This window comes from Drancourtella massiliensis, assembly GCF_016900655.1.
In the GTDB taxonomy this organism is placed as follows: domain Bacteria; phylum Bacillota; class Clostridia; order Lachnospirales; family Lachnospiraceae; genus Sellimonas; species Sellimonas catena.
In genome coordinates this window covers 11,255-26,698 of the sequence record NZ_JACJKH010000009.1, presented here as the reverse complement: position 1 = coordinate 26,698, position 15,444 = coordinate 11,255, and the positions used below count along the sequence as shown (strand labels likewise).

The following is a 15,444-nucleotide window of genomic DNA, read 5'->3' as shown; positions in this document are numbered from 1 at the left end:
GAGATTGGACATTATTATTTCGATTATACTTGGAATCATACAGGGAATTACCGAGTGGCTGCCGATCAGCAGTACCGGACATTTGCTTCTGGCAGAAGAGTTTCTGCATATGAGTGTCAGCAATGAATTTGTAAATATGTTTAAAGTGGTGATTCAGCTTGCGTCGGTGATTGCAGTCATTGTTTTGTATTTTCACAAACTGAATCCGTTTTCATCACGGAAGACGCCGAAACAGCGGTGGAACACGATAGAGCTTTGGATGAAGGTGGCGGTTGCGTGCATTCCGTCAGCAGTTGGACTGTTCATCGATGACATTGTGGATGAAAAGCTGTCCAACTATGTTGTGATTTCCCTGATGCTTATTATCTACGGTGTACTTTTTATCGTTATTGAAAAGTGGAACAAACACAGGAAACCGGGAGTGACAAAGCTGAAAGAGCTCACCTACTGGACCGCATTTGGAATCGGATGTTTCCAGGTACTTGCGATGGTTCCGGGTACGTCACGTTCCGGTGCGACAATCGTGGGAGCCCTTTTGATCGGTGTGGCAAGACCGGTGGCAGCGGAGTTTACCTTCTTTCTTGCGATTCCGACCATGGTAGCGGCAAGCGGACTGAAACTGATCAAATTCGGATTCAATTATACGGGACATGAGATTGCGGTTCTGCTGACAGGATGTGTCGTATCGTTCCTCGTTTCAGTCTTTGCGATCAAATTCCTCATGGGATACATTAAGAAGCACGACTTTACCGTGTTCGGATACTACCGGATTATTCTGGGTGTCGTTGTGCTGGGATATTTCCTGATTTTTACTTAAAATCATAATGCGAGACGGAGAAAGTGGATTTGATGCGCCGGGCATGGAATCCACTTTCGTAGTTTTGACAGGATACATGGAGAGAAAGGGAGAAGAAACTTTATGGGATATGAGCATGAACTGATTATTCCAAATGAAGGCTTTCCGTTTAAACTGTTCCGGTTTGAAGGGAAAGACGGACATTATGTGCGGGAGAAACACTGGCACCGCTCCATCGAGATTTTTGCAGTGTTTGAAGGGACGCTGACCTTTTTTATCAATGAGGAGAAGTATCCGCTGAAACCGGGAGAATTTATTCTTCTGAATTCCAATGAGATTCATTCAGTTGTATCACCCCTTCCAAATCATACGATTGTTCTGCAGATTCCCATGAATGTATTTCGGAATTATTATGCTCAGGATGGAATGATTCTTTTTACACACAGTCCGAGAAGGCAGGATCAGAAGATTATGGAGCTGATGGAGAGCATGTACCGGGACATTCAGATAAAAGAGACCGGATACGAGTGGAAGGTGCAGAGCGATTTTTTCATGCTGATTTATCTGCTGGTCACAAAGTACCGGAAACAGGAGATTCTTCCGGAGGAGATCCGGCATTACCGGAAGCTGAACCGGCTTTCCATGATTACCGGATATATCCGGGATAATTATACAAAAGATCTGTCCCTGGAGACGGTGGCAGAGATTTTCGGCTACTCGCCGTCCTACCTTTCCCGCATGTTCCAGAAATATGCCAGGACAAATTATAAGACTTTCCTCCAGGATGTCCGGGTAGAGTACGGTTTTCAGGAACTTGCCAACACGGATCACACCATCGGGGAGATCGCCATGAATCACGGCTTCCCGAATCAGAAGGCATTTACAAGGGAATTCAGGAAGAAGTACGGGATTCTTCCGAGCGAATACCGAAAAAGACAAAAAAGTGCCATGGATTAGCTAAATTATTGGTGGATAAGGACAAAAAAGAACTGCTATAATCATTTTAACAGAGCCGAAATTCAGGAGGAAGAAAAGATGAGTCTGGAAATGAATATGCCAAAAGTAAAATTAGGAATCGTTGCGGTGAGCAGAGACTGCTTTCCGGAGAGCCTTTCCGTGACAAGAAGGGAAAACCTTGTAAAAGCCTACTCGGCAAAATATGATGCGGAAGATATTTATGAATGCCCGGTGTGCATCGTGGAAAGTGAAATCCATATGGTACAGGCACTGGAGGATATTAAAAAAGCAGGATGCAATGCGCTTTGCGTATACCTTGGAAACTTTGGACCGGAAATCTCCGAGACCCTTCTTGCAAAACATTTCGATGGACCGAAAATGTTCGTGGCGGCAGCAGAGGAAACAGGAGACGATCTCTGCCAGGGAAGAGGAGATGCATATTGCGGAATGCTGAATGCAAGCTATAACCTGGCACTTCGCAATATCAAAGCCTATATTCCGGAGTACCCGGTAGGCGATGCAGAGGACTGCGCGGATATGATCCACGAATTCCTGCCGATCGCAAGAGCTGTGATTGCCCTTCAGGATCTGAAGATCATCAGCTTTGGACCACGCCCGTTAAATTTCCTTGCATGCAACGCGCCGATCAAACAGCTTTATAACCTCGGTGTGGAGATCGAGGAAAACTCCGAACTGGATCTTTTTGAAGCATTCAACAAACATGAGGGAGACGAACGGATTCCGGCCATTGTAAAAGAAATGGAAGAAGAACTCGGAGCAGGCAACAAGAAACCGGAAATCCTCACCAGACTTGCACAGTATGAACTGACATTAAAAGACTGGATCCGGGATCACAAAGGATACAGAAAATACGTGACCATCGCAGGAAAATGCTGGCCGGCATTCCAGACACAGTTCGGTTTTGTGCCATGCTACGTCAACAGCCGTCTGACCGCACAGGGCATCCCGGTATCATGTGAAGTTGATATTTACGGAGCACTCAGCGAATTCATCGGAACCGTTGTAAGCCAGGATGCCGTAACGCTGCTTGACATCAACAACACCGTACCAAAAGATCTGTACGAAGCAGACATCAAAGGAAAATACGACTATACACTGAAAGATACATTCATGGGATTCCACTGCGGCAACACCGCATCCGGAAAACTCACCTCCTGCGAGATGAAATATCAGATGATTATGGCAAGAACCCTTCCGGAAGAGGTGACACAGGGAACACTCGAAGGAGACATCGTACCTGGAGACATTACATTCTACCGCCTCCAGAGCACCGCAGACAACAAACTGCGTGCATACATTGCTCAGGGAGAAGTTCTTCCGGTGGCAACCAGATCCTTCGGATCCATTGGAATCTTCGCAATTCCGGAAATGGGAAGGTTCTACCGCCACGTTCTCATCGAAGGCAACTACCCGCACCACGGCGCAGTCGCATTCGGACACTACGGAAAAGAACTGTACGAAGTATTCAAATACATCGGTGTCGACGTTGACGAAATAGGCTACAACCAGCCAAAAGGCGTAAGATACAGAACAGAAAACCCATTCGCTTAAACATTTTTGTTTAACGGGGACGTGTTCCGATGCACCGGAACACGTCCCCAATGAAAATAGGAAGAGAAAAAGGAGGGCAGAGCCTATGTTATATCTTGGTGTGGATCTTGGAACATCGGCGGTGAAGCTTTTGCTGATGGACGGACAGGGAGAGATCCGGAAGATTGTTTCCAGAGAATACCCGATTTCCTTTCCGCATCCGGGCTGGTCGGAGCAGAATCCAGAAGACTGGTACGAGAAGAGTATTGAGGGAATCCGGGAGCTGACTAAAGATGTGGACAGGTCGGAAGTGGCAGGGATCAGTTTTGGCGGACAGATGCATGGTCTGGTCGTGCTGGATGAGAAGGATGAGGTAATCCGTCCGGCGATCCTCTGGAATGACGGCCGTTCGACAAAGGAGACGGATTATTTAAATGAAGTGATCGGACGGGAAAAGCTGTCTGCATATACGGCCAACATTGCGTTTACGGGATTTACAGCGCCTAAAATTCTCTGGATGAAAGAAAATGAGCCGGAGAAGTTTGCGCGGATCAGGAAAATCATGCTTCCGAAAGATTACCTTGCGTACCGGCTGTCCGGGACGTTTTGCAGCGACTATTCGGATGCGTCCGGTATGCTTCTGATGGATGTGAAGAACAAGTGCTGGTCCAAAGAGATGATGGAAATCTGCGGAATCAGCAGGGAGCAGCTGCCGGATCTTTATGAAAGCTATGAGGTGGTCGGCACTTTGAAAAAGGAGGAGGCTAAAAAACTCGGACTGCCGGAGAGCGTGAAAATCATTGCGGGAGCCGGGGATAATGCGGCTGCGGCTGTGGGAACCGGAACTGTCGGCGAGGGAATGTGCAATATTTCCCTCGGAACGAGCGGTACCATCTTTATTTCCAGCCGGAAGTTTCAGGTAGACCGGTATAATGCGCTTCACTCCTTTGCCCATGCGGATGGATACTATCATCTGATGGGCTGCATGCTCAGCGCAGCATCCTGTAATAAATGGTGGATGCAAGATATTCTTGGAACATCGGAGTTTACAAAAGAGCAGGAAAAGATCGTAAAGCTGGGAGAAAATCAGGTGTTCTATCTTCCGTATCTCATGGGAGAGCGTTCCCCGCACAATGACCCGATGGCACGGGCAACATTTACAGGGATGACGATGGACACGACGAGAGAAGAGATGACGCAGGCGGTACTGGAAGGTGTTGTATTCGGACTGCGGGATTCTCTGGAAGTGGCGAGAAATCTTGGAATTCAGATTGAACGGACGAAAATCTGCGGAGGCGGGGCAAAAAGCCTGCTCTGGAAAAAGATGGTAGCCAACATCATGAATCTGAAAGTGGATGTGATTGAAAGCGAGGAGGGGCCGGCGCTTGGAGGAGCAATTCTGGCGGCAGTCGGATGCGGTGAGTTTGAAAGTGTTGAGGAAGCGGCCGCGAAACTCGTAAAAGTGGTGGAAACCGTGGAGCCGGATGAGGATCTGACAGAGAAGTATGAGGAATGTTATCAGAAATTCCGGAAAATTTACCCTGCATTGAAACCGGTCTTTCGTAAGATTGTATCTTAAATGAAAAGGAGAGGCAGTCGTTTCTATAGATGGAAGCGGCTGCTTCTTGTTTCTTTTTCCGATTCGTGTTACTGTAAGAGGGACAGAAAAAAAGAAGGAGATCATAATGAGAGAATCGATTTTATTAATGAATTTCAAAGATAAAAAACAGCTGAAAGGGATTCAGATGACGGCCTTTCTGTTGAAATTGAAAATCCGGATGGTAGAAGAGAAGGATTTCCTTCAGCCGCTCGGATATCTGGCGGGAGTGGAAGGAATTGAACCGTCAGACGAAGTATTTCAGGGAGAAGCTCCGGAGCATGAGATTCTGGTGTTTGCCGGCGTGCCGGATGCGAAGCTTCAGAGGATGCTGGCTGAGATGCGTAAAAACGGTATCAAAAAGGTGGATCACAAGGCGATTCTGACACCGACGAATGTACACTGGAACACAATCGAACTGTATGAGGAGCTGGACAAGGAGCATCAGGCGATCAAGAAAGGACAGCAGGCTCACGAAGGCAGCAGTCCGGAGGAGAACGCATGAAATATACAGGGATAGAAAAGGCGGTCTTTCTTGAGAGGCCGAACCGGTTTATTGCCTATGTCAACGGCATCAGGGGACAGGAGGAAGTGACAGAGACAGTTCACGTCAAAAATACAGGACGGTGCCGGGAGCTGCTGCTTCCGAATACGGAAGTGTACGTGCAGCATTCGGACAATCCGAACCGGAAGACGAAATGGGATCTGATCGCGGTGAAAAAGGACGGTCAGATCATCAACATGGACTCTCAGGTGCCGAACAAGGCAGCGGGAGAGTGGATCCGGGAAGGAAACCTTTTCGCGGATATGGTGCGGATCAAGCCGGAATATCAGTATGGAAATTCCAGAATTGATTTCTGCGTGGAGACCAGAGAGAAGAAGATCCTGATTGAAGTCAAAGGAGTCACCCTGAAAGAGGGAGAGACAGCGAAATTCCCGGATGCGCCAAGCGAACGGGCGGTGAAGCATTTGGAAGAACTGATGCGTGCTGTGGATGAAGGATGGGATGCTTATGTTTTTTTCGTGATTCAGATGAAAGGTGTGAAAGAGATCCTGCCGAATGTGGATACTCATCCGGAATTTGCACGGGCACTGTGGAAAGCGAGGGAAAAGGGCGTGCACCTGATTGCAAGGGACTGCATTGTCACAGAAGATGAGATCCGGATCGATCAGGAGATCCCGGTCCGGTTCCCGGAGGAGATGGAAGAAGAGAAACCGCAGGAGCGTCTAAAACATCTGCCGGAGCCGTTGACTGCATGGTTTCGGAAGGAGCAGCGGGATCTGCCGTGGAGAAAGGATGCGACAGCCTACCATGTGTGGGTATCTGAAATCATGCTGCAGCAGACGAGGGTAGAGGCAGTAAAGCCGTTTTATGCCCGTTTCCTTGACGCATTGCCGACCATACAGGATCTGGCGGACGCGCCGGAGGAGAAGCTTCTGAAACTGTGGGAAGGACTTGGGTATTACAACCGTGTGCGTAATATGCAGAAAGCGGCCAGACAGATTGTGGAGCTCTATGAAGGGGAAATGCCGGCAGATTATGACCAGATTCTTTCTCTTTCCGGAATCGGCAGCTATACGGCAGGAGCCATCAGTTCCATCGCATATGGAATTCCAAAGCCTGCGGTAGACGGAAATGTCCTCCGTGTCCTGACCAGGATTCTGGCGGATGGAGAGGATATTATGAAAGCCTCCGTCAAAAAGCGGATGGAAGGAATGCTGGAAGAAATTATTCCCGCAGATGCGGCAAGCGATTTTAACCAGGGCCTGATTGAGCTGGGTGCCATCGTCTGTGTCCCGAACGGGGAGCCGAAATGCAGTAAATGTCCGGTAGAGGAGTTCTGTCTGGCGCATCAGAGAGGAGCAGAGCTTTCCTACCCGGTTAAGAAAAAGGCGAAAGCAAGAAGGATTGAGGAGAAAACCGTCTTTATACTAAAAGACGGGGAGAACATTGCTCTTCATAAACGTCCGTCATCCGGCCTGCTGGCAGGACTCTATGAGTTCCCGAATGTAAAAGGAAAACTGACTCAGGAGGAAGCAATCCATCATATTGCGGAGCTTGGACTTTCACCGCTTCGGATTCAAAACATTGGAGAGGCAAAACATATTTTCAGCCATGTGGAGTGGCACATGACCGGATATGCGGTGAGAGTGGACGAGCTGGAGAAAATATCCGCAAAGAATCTGGTTTTTGCGCATCCGGAAGAAATTCAGAAAGAATACCCTGTTCCGGCAGCATTTGAAGCCTATACAGATCAGATCGGCATTCTGATCGGGCAGGAAAAATATGAGCAGGGAAACCTATAGAAAAACATAATAAAACTATAGATACATGACAAATATCAATTAGCCCCATCCTGTCAGAAAATGTTACCATATAAGGTAGATAGGCAAAGACAGGAGGAAAAAAATGGAACTGATTAAAGAATTACCAGATGTATTTGAAGAATTTGCTGAACAGAGACAACAGTCATTTCTGGGCATTAAGGAGTTAAAAGACAAGGGCGTGCCGATTGTAGGCACATTCTGTACATATTTTCCACAGGAAATCGCGATGGCAATGGGAGCAGCTACAGTGAGTCTTTGCTCCACATCCGACGAGACGATTCCGGCGGCTGAGAAGGATCTGCCAAAGAACCTGTGCCCGCTGATCAAATCCAGCTACGGCTTTGCGGCAACAAAGAAGTGCCCGTTTTTCTATTTTTCCGATCTGGTTGTAGGAGAGACAACCTGTGACGGGAAAAAGAAGATGTACGAATACTTAAGTCAGTTCAAGGATGTCTTCACAATGGAGCTTCCGAACCGACAGACAGAGGACGGACTTCAGCTCTGGAAAAATGAAATCATCCGCTTCAAAGAATATCTGGAGCAGAAGTTTGAAGTGACAATCACGGAAGAGCAGATCAGAGATGCTGTCAGAGTGCAGAATGAAGGAAGAGTGGCACTGAAGCGTCTGTATGAGCTGATGAAACTGGACCCGGCTCCGATGAAAGGACAGGATCTGTTTAAAGTGTTATACGGAAGTACATTCAAACCGGACAGATCCAAGATTCCGGCAGAAGTGAATGCGATCGCTGACAAGATCGAAAAGGAATACGCAGAAGGAAAGATGGAAGAAAAGAAGCCTCGTATTCTTGTGACAGGATGCCCGATCGGCGGAGCGACAGAGAAAGTGATCAAAGCCATCGAGGACAACGGCGGAATCGTTGTTACTTTTGAAAACTGTTCCGGAGCAAAATCCATTGACAAGCTTGTGGATGAAGATACAGACGATATCTATCAGGCAATCGCTGAGAGATATTTAAGCATCGGATGCTCTGTCATGACACCGAACCCGAACCGTCTGGAACTCCTTGGAAGACTGATGGACGAGTATCAGGTAGACGGAGTGGTAGAGATGATTCTTCAGGCATGCCATACATACAATGTAGAGAGTCTTGGAATCCGCAGATTCGTAAATGAGGAAAAAGGAAAACCGTACATCAGCGTTGAGACAGACTATTCTCAGGCAGACATCGGACAGCTCAACACGCGTATCGCTGCGTTTATTGAAATGCTTTAAAACAGGAATCGGAAAGAGACCGCATATAAAGTATCCCCTTCAGGATCCGTGCCTTACCGCATGGACTCCAAAGGGGATATTTTTATTTCGGGTTTATTAATCACCCATGGCTTTTTTAACAGAATGCTTTGTGACTTTCGGGCGGAATACCTTTCTGGATTCTCTGACGTATACGACCGGATAAAGCAGAGTTGCCATGCAGCCTGCCAGTGTCACATCGATTACGGAATGCTGCTTTAAAAACATCGTGGCAAGGATGATGGATATTCCGAGAACCAGAGATCCGTAATGGATCACCTTGCGGCTCGAAAGTGTTTTGTTGTGTGAGATGGCAATGCAGACACCGATAGAGTTAAATACGTGAATACTTGGAAGAACATTTGTCGGAGTGTCTGCCTTGTACAGCGTTTTAACCATATCCACAAAAATATTGTCCCGCTCGAATTGAACCGGGCGAAGATCAAGACCGTTTGGATAGAGGGTCGAAATAATTAAAAATATGGTCATTCCGGTAAAAAGGAAAGCGGCCATTTTGTAAAATCCGGATACATCGTGAAAGAAGAACCAGAGAAAAGTGACCGCAATAAACGCAAACCACAAAAGATACGGGACGATAAAATACTCTATAAAAGGAATATAGTCATCGACCGCTGCGTGAATCACGTGAAAATCGGAATTTGCTGTTACGTGTTGCTCAAGATAGTAAAACCAGGGTAAATAAAGAAAAATATACAAAAATACCCAGGCATGTTTATATCGGTAAATCAAAGCTTTGCATTTACTTCTTGAAAACATTCGGATTTCTCCTTTTAACGAAAATGATGAAAGTAAGTGAACCGGATTAATCCAGATTCAATGTTGTCTCAGCTATATTACTGTTTGAACCGAAAGTTTCATAAAGCTGAAGAGTCACATCGGACTGATCAAGAAGAATAAAGGAGGTGCACACACGCACGCTGTCGCCCTGGCTGACTTCTGCGCTTTCATTTTCTGACAGTGGTTCATCCGAGACAATCGTAGGATCCAGAGTGGTATCATCCTGCAGTGCCTTGAAAGTAACGGCAACAGATGGAACCAGGGTTTCGGAACCTTTATTTGTAATTGTGTAATAAACCATAAGAGCCTGTTCGCCCTCATAATCTGTTCCGATATCAGATTTTTCAAATGAGACGGTAAAATCATCCGTGGTCAGACGTAGATTTTTACCGGAACTTGCCGAACTCTGCGGAACCACATACTGAGCCGCATAGTAGGCACCGGCTGCAACCGCAACTGCAACGATGAAAACAAGTACCCGGAGGGCAACATGGATCTCTTTGGCACAGCCAAGTGCAAAGAGCAGAAATGCTCCAAACAAAGCAGACACAAAGAGCAGAATCTGTACAGTCATGACAGAACCCGGGATAAAGAATCCTCCTACGGCTCCTCCAAGATAAAAAATACAAGGTACAATAAATGCCGGCACGCTGTTCCTGCGGTGAGTAATTAATACCACAAGACCACCGATCAGGAAGCAGACTGCAAGTACCATACCGGCAATTCCTGTCAGTCCCGGCGTATGTATAAAGGTAGTAAAGATACCTGAATCATAAGCCTGGTAAGCAAGAAAAGCGGCGCATAGGATCGATACAATTCCAATCAGAACACGGAAACCACCGAAAACCGGAATTACATCATCAGCTTCCGAGTCATCAGAAGTTTCGTCTTTTATATTCAGCATGGCCTCATAATTGGCCTTCATTTCTTTTTCACGCTCATTCCTTACCGCTTCCGGAGGGATGTTGGAATAGGTCTGTCCTTCCGGTTCTGCCGTTTCTGTTTCAGAAGATTCTTCCTGAACAGATTCTTCCTGAATAGATTCTTCCGAAACAGTTTCTTCTTCAGGTTCTTCCGGAGATGTTTCTGTTTGATCGGCTTCTGCCTGAACCGGCTCTTCCGGAACAGTTTCTTCTGGAGTCATGCTTGTCTGAGCTTCTTCTGCCTGAATTTCTTCTGTCTGGTTAGTTTCTGTCTGAGTTGTTTCATCTGGCTCTTCCGGCTTTACCGGTGCAGGTTTTTTCCTGCGGACAGGTCTGGCAGACTGAAACCGGTCCAGAGTTTCCTGGCTGAATTTCTTTTTGCAGGAATCACATAAAAAATAGCCAGGAGTTTTTTTGCTTTCCCGCAGTTCATTACCACATTTCGGACATTTCATAGCGTTTCTCCCCTTTTCATTTGTATGTCCATCATCTGATGACAGTCACTATATTATACCATCAGTAAATCTTAGTATACCACAATTCTGTGAAAAGAGATTGAATATTTTATAAATATTTTAAGATACGATCACTTTTAAAGGACAGGCCTCGATAGAAGCTGTAAAACATCGTTGTAAAAAAACAGGTTCGCCGTCTGTATGTACGGGAAGGGCACTGGCTGTATGGATGGAAACTTTTTTGCAGCGGAATAAATGGACACCGTGAAATTTTGTATGTTTCCCGAAAAGCGCGAATGGAAGAGTAAGAAGAAGAGCCGAAGCCTTCAGGCCGGATACGACCAGAACATCAAGTTGTCCGTCGTCCGGCCGGGCATCAGGACAAAAATAAAATCCGCCGCCTTCACAAGGGTGGTTCATCACTGCAGCAAACCATCCTTTTGGAAAGGACACCTCTTTTTCATCATCAAGGACGATATGGAAAGGGCAGGTGGATGTAAGTAAAAGCCGGTGAAGCGCAATGACGGCATAGGTAAATTTCCCGAGATGAATCCGGTTCAGTATCCGCTTCCACTTTGAAACAACCGCTTCGTGGCAGATTGCGGCATCGAAACCTATGCCGGCACTGACTGCAAAACGCCGGTGTTTCCCTTCGTATGACATGGTTCCAACGTCCATGTGTACGGTCTGTCCTGGATTCAGGATAATTTCCAGAGCGCGCAGAGGATCATTTGGGATACCAAAGCTGCGGGCAAAATCGTTGCTGGAGCCGGTTGGGATATAACCGAGTGTAACCCGCTCCGGAAAGCAGATCCCGTTAATGACTTCATTCAAAGTGCCGTCTCCGCCGAGAACCACAAGAACACGGGAAGATCCGTCGGAGGTAAGCTCCCGGACATATGTGGTGGCTTGCCTTTGATATTTTGTGAAAAAGGCGGTATAACAGATTTGGCGCTGTTCTAGCTGAGCCTCAACGGTGTGCCAGATTGTGAGTCCTTTTCCAGAGCGGGAGTGCGGATTGATGATAAAAGTGTACATAATTCCTCCTGAAATTTTCTGAAATAAAAACCGCCTTCGGAGAATGGCAGAAACAGCCGGATCTCCGAAGGCAGAAATAAAATCAGTGCATATTATCTGTCAGAACGAGGCATCGCCCATGCCTGATGATCAGTATGTAACAGCTGGTGGGCACGGTGAGACAGCGGCTGTCCCATAAAGTCCGCATACAGCTTCTGTACATCAGGATTTTCGTGGGAAAAACGAAGTGGTGCATTCTTGTCCAGGAAGTAGAGGCTCTGTCCTCTTTCGTAGGCAAGTTCTTCGCCATCGTGGATGATCTGTCCGCCTCCGCCTACACAGCCGCCAGGGCATGCCATGACTTCCACGAAATCATAATGGACTTCTCCGCGTTCGATCTGCTGCAGCAGACGTCTTGTATTTCCAAGTCCGCTTACAACAGCAGCTTTCACAACGGCATCGCCAATCTGGATTTCAGCTGATTTCACGCCTTTTCCGTCATTGCGCACAGCCTTAAATGCATCCGGATCCGCATTTCTTCCGGTTACAAGATAGTAAGCGGAACGAAGAGCAGCTTCCATAACACCGCCTGTTACACCAAAGATAACGCCGGCGCCTGTATATTCTTTCATCAGTCTGTCAAATTCCCGATTCTCAAGAGAATGCGGCGGAATGTGGGCAGAACGGATCATGCGCGTCAGCTCACGTGTGGTCAGAACCACATCGGTATCATGACCGGCGTATTCTTCATAGAAAAGCTCCATATTGCGCTCTCCTTTTTTCGCGACGCAAGGCATGATGGAAATTGTAAAAATACGATCCGGACTTACATTGATGGAATCTGCAAAGTAAGTCTTCATCACTGCGCCAAACATCTGCTGAGGAGATTTGGCTGTGGAAAGCTGAGGCACCAGATGCGGGAACTGGGATTTGATGAAACGGATCCATCCAGGACAGCAGGATGTAAACATCGGACGTAATTTCGTCTCTCCTTTAGTAAAACGTTCCAGAAATTCATTTCCCTCTTCCATGATCGTAAGATCGGCGGAGAAGCTGGTGTCAAACACATAGTCAACTCCGATCTTGTGAAGAGCATCAGCGATTTTGTTGACTGTAGCATCTTCACGTGAAAGACCAAGAGCCTCGCCCCATGCAGTACGGACAGCCGGAGCGATCTGTGCTACTGTGATTGTGTCTTTATCTGCAATTGCATCCCAGACTTTTTCTGTATCGTCGCGCTCGCGCAGAGCACCAACCGGACAATGAGTAATACACTGTCCGCAGAGGGAACAGTCTGCTTCTTCAATCTTACGGCCGCCTGATACATTGACTGTAGAGCGGGAGCCGGTTCCTTCCAGATCCCAGATGTGCAGGCTCTGAACCTTGTCACAGATCTGGATACAGCGCATACATTTGATACATTTTGCGGAATCCCGAATCAGCGGGAAATCCTTGTTCCATGGCTGGCGTTCGATACGCTCGCCGAATGGAAGCTCCAGAATATTCAGGTCGTTGGCAATCTTCTGAAGAGAACAGTTGCCGCTGCGGACACAGGTCGCGCATTTGCAGTCATGCTGGGAAAGAATGAGCTGCACGGTATTACGGCGGTCCGCACGTACCTTCGGGCTGTTTGTATAAAGAACCATGCCTTCCTGAACAGTGTTGTTACAGGAGGTGATCAGGCGGTCCTTACCTTCCATTTCTACTACGCAGACACGGCAGGCAGCGATTTCGTTGATATCTTTCAGATAACAGAGTTTCGGAATGATGATTCCGTTTTGAGCTGCCGCATCCATAATCGTGGTACCTTCCGGTACACAGATTTCTTTATTGTCGATTTTAAGATTTACCATACTTTCTCGCGGCCTCCTTTAAATATTCCAAAACCAAAGTGGTCGCAGCGCAGGCAGCGGTTTGCCTCCTGCTGTGCTTCCTGACAGGTCATGCATTGTTCTACACCGTCAAAGTCGTGGATACGCTCACAGGCTTCCCGCTCAGGAAGCTCAACACGTCCGCACGGTACACGGTCATCCAGATTCGGCTCCGGAATCTCGACATCACAAGTGATTTCGTGATGGTATCCCAGATATTCATCAATATTTGCGGCAACAACCTTTGCGGCCGCGATCGCGCGGATTACGGTAGCAGGACCGGTAGCGCAGTCTCCGCCGGCAAAAACTCCAGGAAGATTGCTGAATCCGCCGAATTTTTCAGCCATGATTTTTCCTCTTTCTACAGGAAGCCCGGCTTTTTCAAAATGTTCTGTTTCAATGTTCTGCCCAATGGCAACGATCAGGGTTGTACATGGAACAAACTCATCCGGAAGTCCGGACGGTTTGACACTTGCGCGTCCTCCTTTGATCTGGCTGATCATCTGCGGTGTCACATAGATACCGCGGATATGTCCGTTTTCATCCGTCTCGATGCGGGAAGGAGCGCGTAATGTGCGGATTTCCACGCCTTCTGCAATGGCACCTTCAATTTCGGCCGGAAGCGCAGTCATGTCTGCGGTACGGCGGCGGTACAGGATGCTGACTTTTTTCGCACCAAGTCTGACAGCAGAACGAACAGCGTCCATGGACACATTTCCGCCTCCGACAATGGCAACTTCCTGTCCGGTAAGATCCGGGTTAATACCTTTTCCTACATCACGGAGGAAACGGACTGCGGACATTACGCCCTCGGCGTCCTCGCCTTCGATGCCGAGTTTTTTATCTGTGCTGGCTCCGATAGTGATCAGGACTGCATCGTAGGAAGCGCGCAGTTCCTGTACGGTGATGTCCTGCCCGATACGGAGACCGTATTTTACTTCGACGCCGGTATCAAGAATTGCCTGAATGTCTTCGTTGAGACGGTCTTTCGGAAGACGGTAGTTTGGAATACCATAACGGAGCATACCGCCAAGTTCCGGAAGCATCTCATATACAGTTACCTGATGTCCCATAAGCTGCAGATAGTATGCGGCACTTAATCCTCCAGGGCCGCCTCCGATGACTGCGACAGTCTTTCCGGTGGAAGGAGCGCATTCCGGCGGAGGTACCTTTCCGGAATAGTCCGCAGCCATCCGCTTCAAACCGCGAATATTGACAGCATCATCGACCATATTACGGCGGCATCTTGCCTCACACGGATGTTCGCAGATAAATCCGCACGTGGTCGGGAACGGATTGTCTTTCCGGATCAGCCGGATAGCATCGGCGTAGCGTCCTTCGCGTACGAGAGCGATATAGCCCGGGATGTCAACGTGGGCAGGACAAAGTGCAACACATGGAACAGGCTGGTTGTAGGTACATGTACAACGTCCGTTCCGGATATGCTCTTCATAGTCTTCACGATAACCGATCAAGCCTTTATAAACCATATTGGCAGCTTCATATCCGATGGCACAGTCCGCGGTCTCCATAATTGAACGGGCGGTACGCTCCATCAGGTCAAGGGTTTCCATTGTAGCCTTTCCATTCAGAACATCTGTGATCAGATGTTTCAACTGTAAAAGACCAATACGGCATGGTACACATTTGCCGCATGTCTGAGCATGGCACAGTTCGAGGAACGCCCTCGAGATATCTACAGGGCAGAGTCCCGGCGGGCTTGCTTCAATCCGCCGCTCTAAATCTTTGTATAATCCCTCAACGACCAGCTGCGCTTTGCTCGGGGTAGGGAGTTCTAGTCTGCTCATATCTTTTCACCTCACAATTTCATTTTACGAATCACGTATACTTTTATTTTACAACATGTCAGAAAAATACACAATAGAAGTTAAAAAATAG

General features: G+C 47.6%; 12 protein-coding genes. 7 read left to right on the top strand and 5 right to left on the bottom strand.

Annotated elements, in window-relative coordinates; translation table 11 throughout:
* Nucleotides 1–4 precede the first annotated feature (4 nt).
* The 7 genes from H6A32_RS06410 (at nucleotide 5) to H6A32_RS06380 (ending at nucleotide 8,463) form a co-directional block, all read left to right on the top strand.
* A complete protein-coding gene (locus tag H6A32_RS06410) occupies nucleotides 5–817 on the top strand; it encodes an undecaprenyl-diphosphate phosphatase (RefSeq protein WP_087168654.1) in 813 nt (270 codons plus the stop codon).
* A gap of 102 nt (nucleotides 818–919) precedes the next feature.
* Nucleotides 920–1,753, top strand: coding sequence for an AraC family transcriptional regulator (locus tag H6A32_RS06405; protein WP_087168653.1), 834 nt, complete (start codon nucleotides 920–922; stop codon nucleotides 1,751–1,753).
* Nucleotides 1,754–1,831: 78 nt separating this feature from the next.
* A complete protein-coding gene (locus H6A32_RS06400) occupies nucleotides 1,832–3,325 on the top strand; it encodes an L-fucose/L-arabinose isomerase family protein (protein ID WP_242960173.1) in 1,494 nt (497 codons plus the stop codon).
* A gap of 85 nt (nucleotides 3,326–3,410) precedes the next feature.
* On the top strand, nucleotides 3,411–4,883 hold the full coding sequence (gene xylB, locus H6A32_RS06395) for a xylulokinase (protein WP_087254931.1): 1,473 nt from the start codon (nucleotides 3,411–3,413) through the stop codon (nucleotides 4,881–4,883).
* Between the two features lie 106 nt (nucleotides 4,884–4,989).
* Nucleotides 4,990–5,406, top strand: coding sequence for a DUF3783 domain-containing protein (locus H6A32_RS06390; RefSeq protein WP_207753134.1), 417 nt, complete (start codon nucleotides 4,990–4,992; stop codon nucleotides 5,404–5,406).
* A complete protein-coding gene (gene mutY / locus H6A32_RS06385; RefSeq protein ID WP_204863970.1) occupies nucleotides 5,403–7,208 on the top strand; it encodes an A/G-specific adenine glycosylase in 1,806 nt (601 codons plus the stop codon). The genes H6A32_RS06390 and mutY overlap by 4 nt, the downstream gene beginning before the upstream one ends.
* A gap of 103 nt (nucleotides 7,209–7,311) precedes the next feature.
* Nucleotides 7,312–8,463: a double-cubane-cluster-containing anaerobic reductase gene (locus H6A32_RS06380; RefSeq protein ID WP_087168649.1), complete on the top strand. Its 1,152-nt coding sequence runs from the start codon at nucleotides 7,312–7,314 to the stop codon at nucleotides 8,461–8,463.
* A 96-nt stretch (nucleotides 8,464–8,559) separates the two neighbouring features.
* On the opposite strand, the gene H6A32_RS06375 is transcribed toward H6A32_RS06380, so the two are convergent.
* From H6A32_RS06375 to H6A32_RS06355, 5 genes are all read right to left on the bottom strand, one after another.
* The gene (locus tag H6A32_RS06375; RefSeq protein ID WP_087168648.1) at nucleotides 8,560–9,258 is read right to left on the bottom strand and encodes a phosphatase PAP2 family protein; all 699 of its coding nucleotides are present in this window, start codon (nucleotides 9,256–9,258) and stop codon (nucleotides 8,560–8,562) included.
* A gap of 46 nt (nucleotides 9,259–9,304) precedes the next feature.
* Nucleotides 9,305–10,657, bottom strand: a complete 1,353-nt coding sequence (locus H6A32_RS06370; RefSeq protein WP_204863969.1) for a DUF5067 domain-containing protein — start codon at nucleotides 10,655–10,657, stop codon at nucleotides 9,305–9,307.
* Nucleotides 10,658–10,777: 120 nt separating this feature from the next.
* Nucleotides 10,778–11,695 carry a diacylglycerol/lipid kinase family protein gene (locus H6A32_RS06365; RefSeq protein WP_204863968.1) on the bottom strand — a complete coding sequence of 306 codons (918 nt, stop codon included), beginning with the start codon at nucleotides 11,693–11,695 and terminating at the stop codon, nucleotides 10,778–10,780.
* A gap of 92 nt (nucleotides 11,696–11,787) precedes the next feature.
* Nucleotides 11,788–13,527 (bottom strand): [FeFe] hydrogenase, group A, encoded by a 1,740-nt coding sequence (locus H6A32_RS06360; RefSeq protein WP_191433839.1) that lies wholly within the window; start codon nucleotides 13,525–13,527, stop codon nucleotides 11,788–11,790.
* Nucleotides 13,521–15,353: an NAD(P)-binding protein gene (locus H6A32_RS06355; RefSeq protein WP_204863967.1), complete on the bottom strand. Its 1,833-nt coding sequence runs from the start codon at nucleotides 15,351–15,353 to the stop codon at nucleotides 13,521–13,523. The genes H6A32_RS06360 and H6A32_RS06355 overlap by 7 nt, the downstream gene beginning before the upstream one ends.
* Nucleotides 15,354–15,444: the final 91 nt, after the last annotated feature.

Excerpts from the sequence above, each read along its gene's own strand:
- H6A32_RS06405 (WP_087168653.1), top strand. The coding sequence starts at position 920 with ATGGGATATGAGCATGAACTGATTATTCCAAATGAAGGCTTTCCGTTT.
- H6A32_RS06400 (WP_242960173.1), top strand. The coding sequence starts at position 1,832 with ATGAGTCTGGAAATGAATATGCCAAAAGTAAAATTAGGAATCGTTGCG.
- xylB (WP_087254931.1), top strand. The coding sequence starts at position 3,411 with ATGTTATATCTTGGTGTGGATCTTGGAACATCGGCGGTGAAGCTTTTG.
- H6A32_RS06390 (WP_207753134.1), top strand. The coding sequence starts at position 4,990 with ATGAGAGAATCGATTTTATTAATGAATTTCAAAGATAAAAAACAGCTG.
- mutY (WP_204863970.1), top strand. The coding sequence starts at position 5,403 with ATGAAATATACAGGGATAGAAAAGGCGGTCTTTCTTGAGAGGCCGAAC.
- H6A32_RS06380 (WP_087168649.1), top strand. The coding sequence starts at position 7,312 with ATGGAACTGATTAAAGAATTACCAGATGTATTTGAAGAATTTGCTGAA.
- H6A32_RS06375 (WP_087168648.1), bottom strand. The coding sequence starts at position 9,258 with ATGTTTTCAAGAAGTAAATGCAAAGCTTTGATTTACCGATATAAACAT.
- H6A32_RS06370 (WP_204863969.1), bottom strand. The coding sequence starts at position 10,657 with ATGAAATGTCCGAAATGTGGTAATGAACTGCGGGAAAGCAAAAAAACT.
- H6A32_RS06365 (WP_204863968.1), bottom strand. The coding sequence starts at position 11,695 with ATGTACACTTTTATCATCAATCCGCACTCCCGCTCTGGAAAAGGACTC.
- H6A32_RS06360 (WP_191433839.1), bottom strand. The coding sequence starts at position 13,527 with ATGGTAAATCTTAAAATCGACAATAAAGAAATCTGTGTACCGGAAGGT.
- H6A32_RS06355 (WP_204863967.1), bottom strand. The coding sequence starts at position 15,353 with ATGAGCAGACTAGAACTCCCTACCCCGAGCAAAGCGCAGCTGGTCGTT.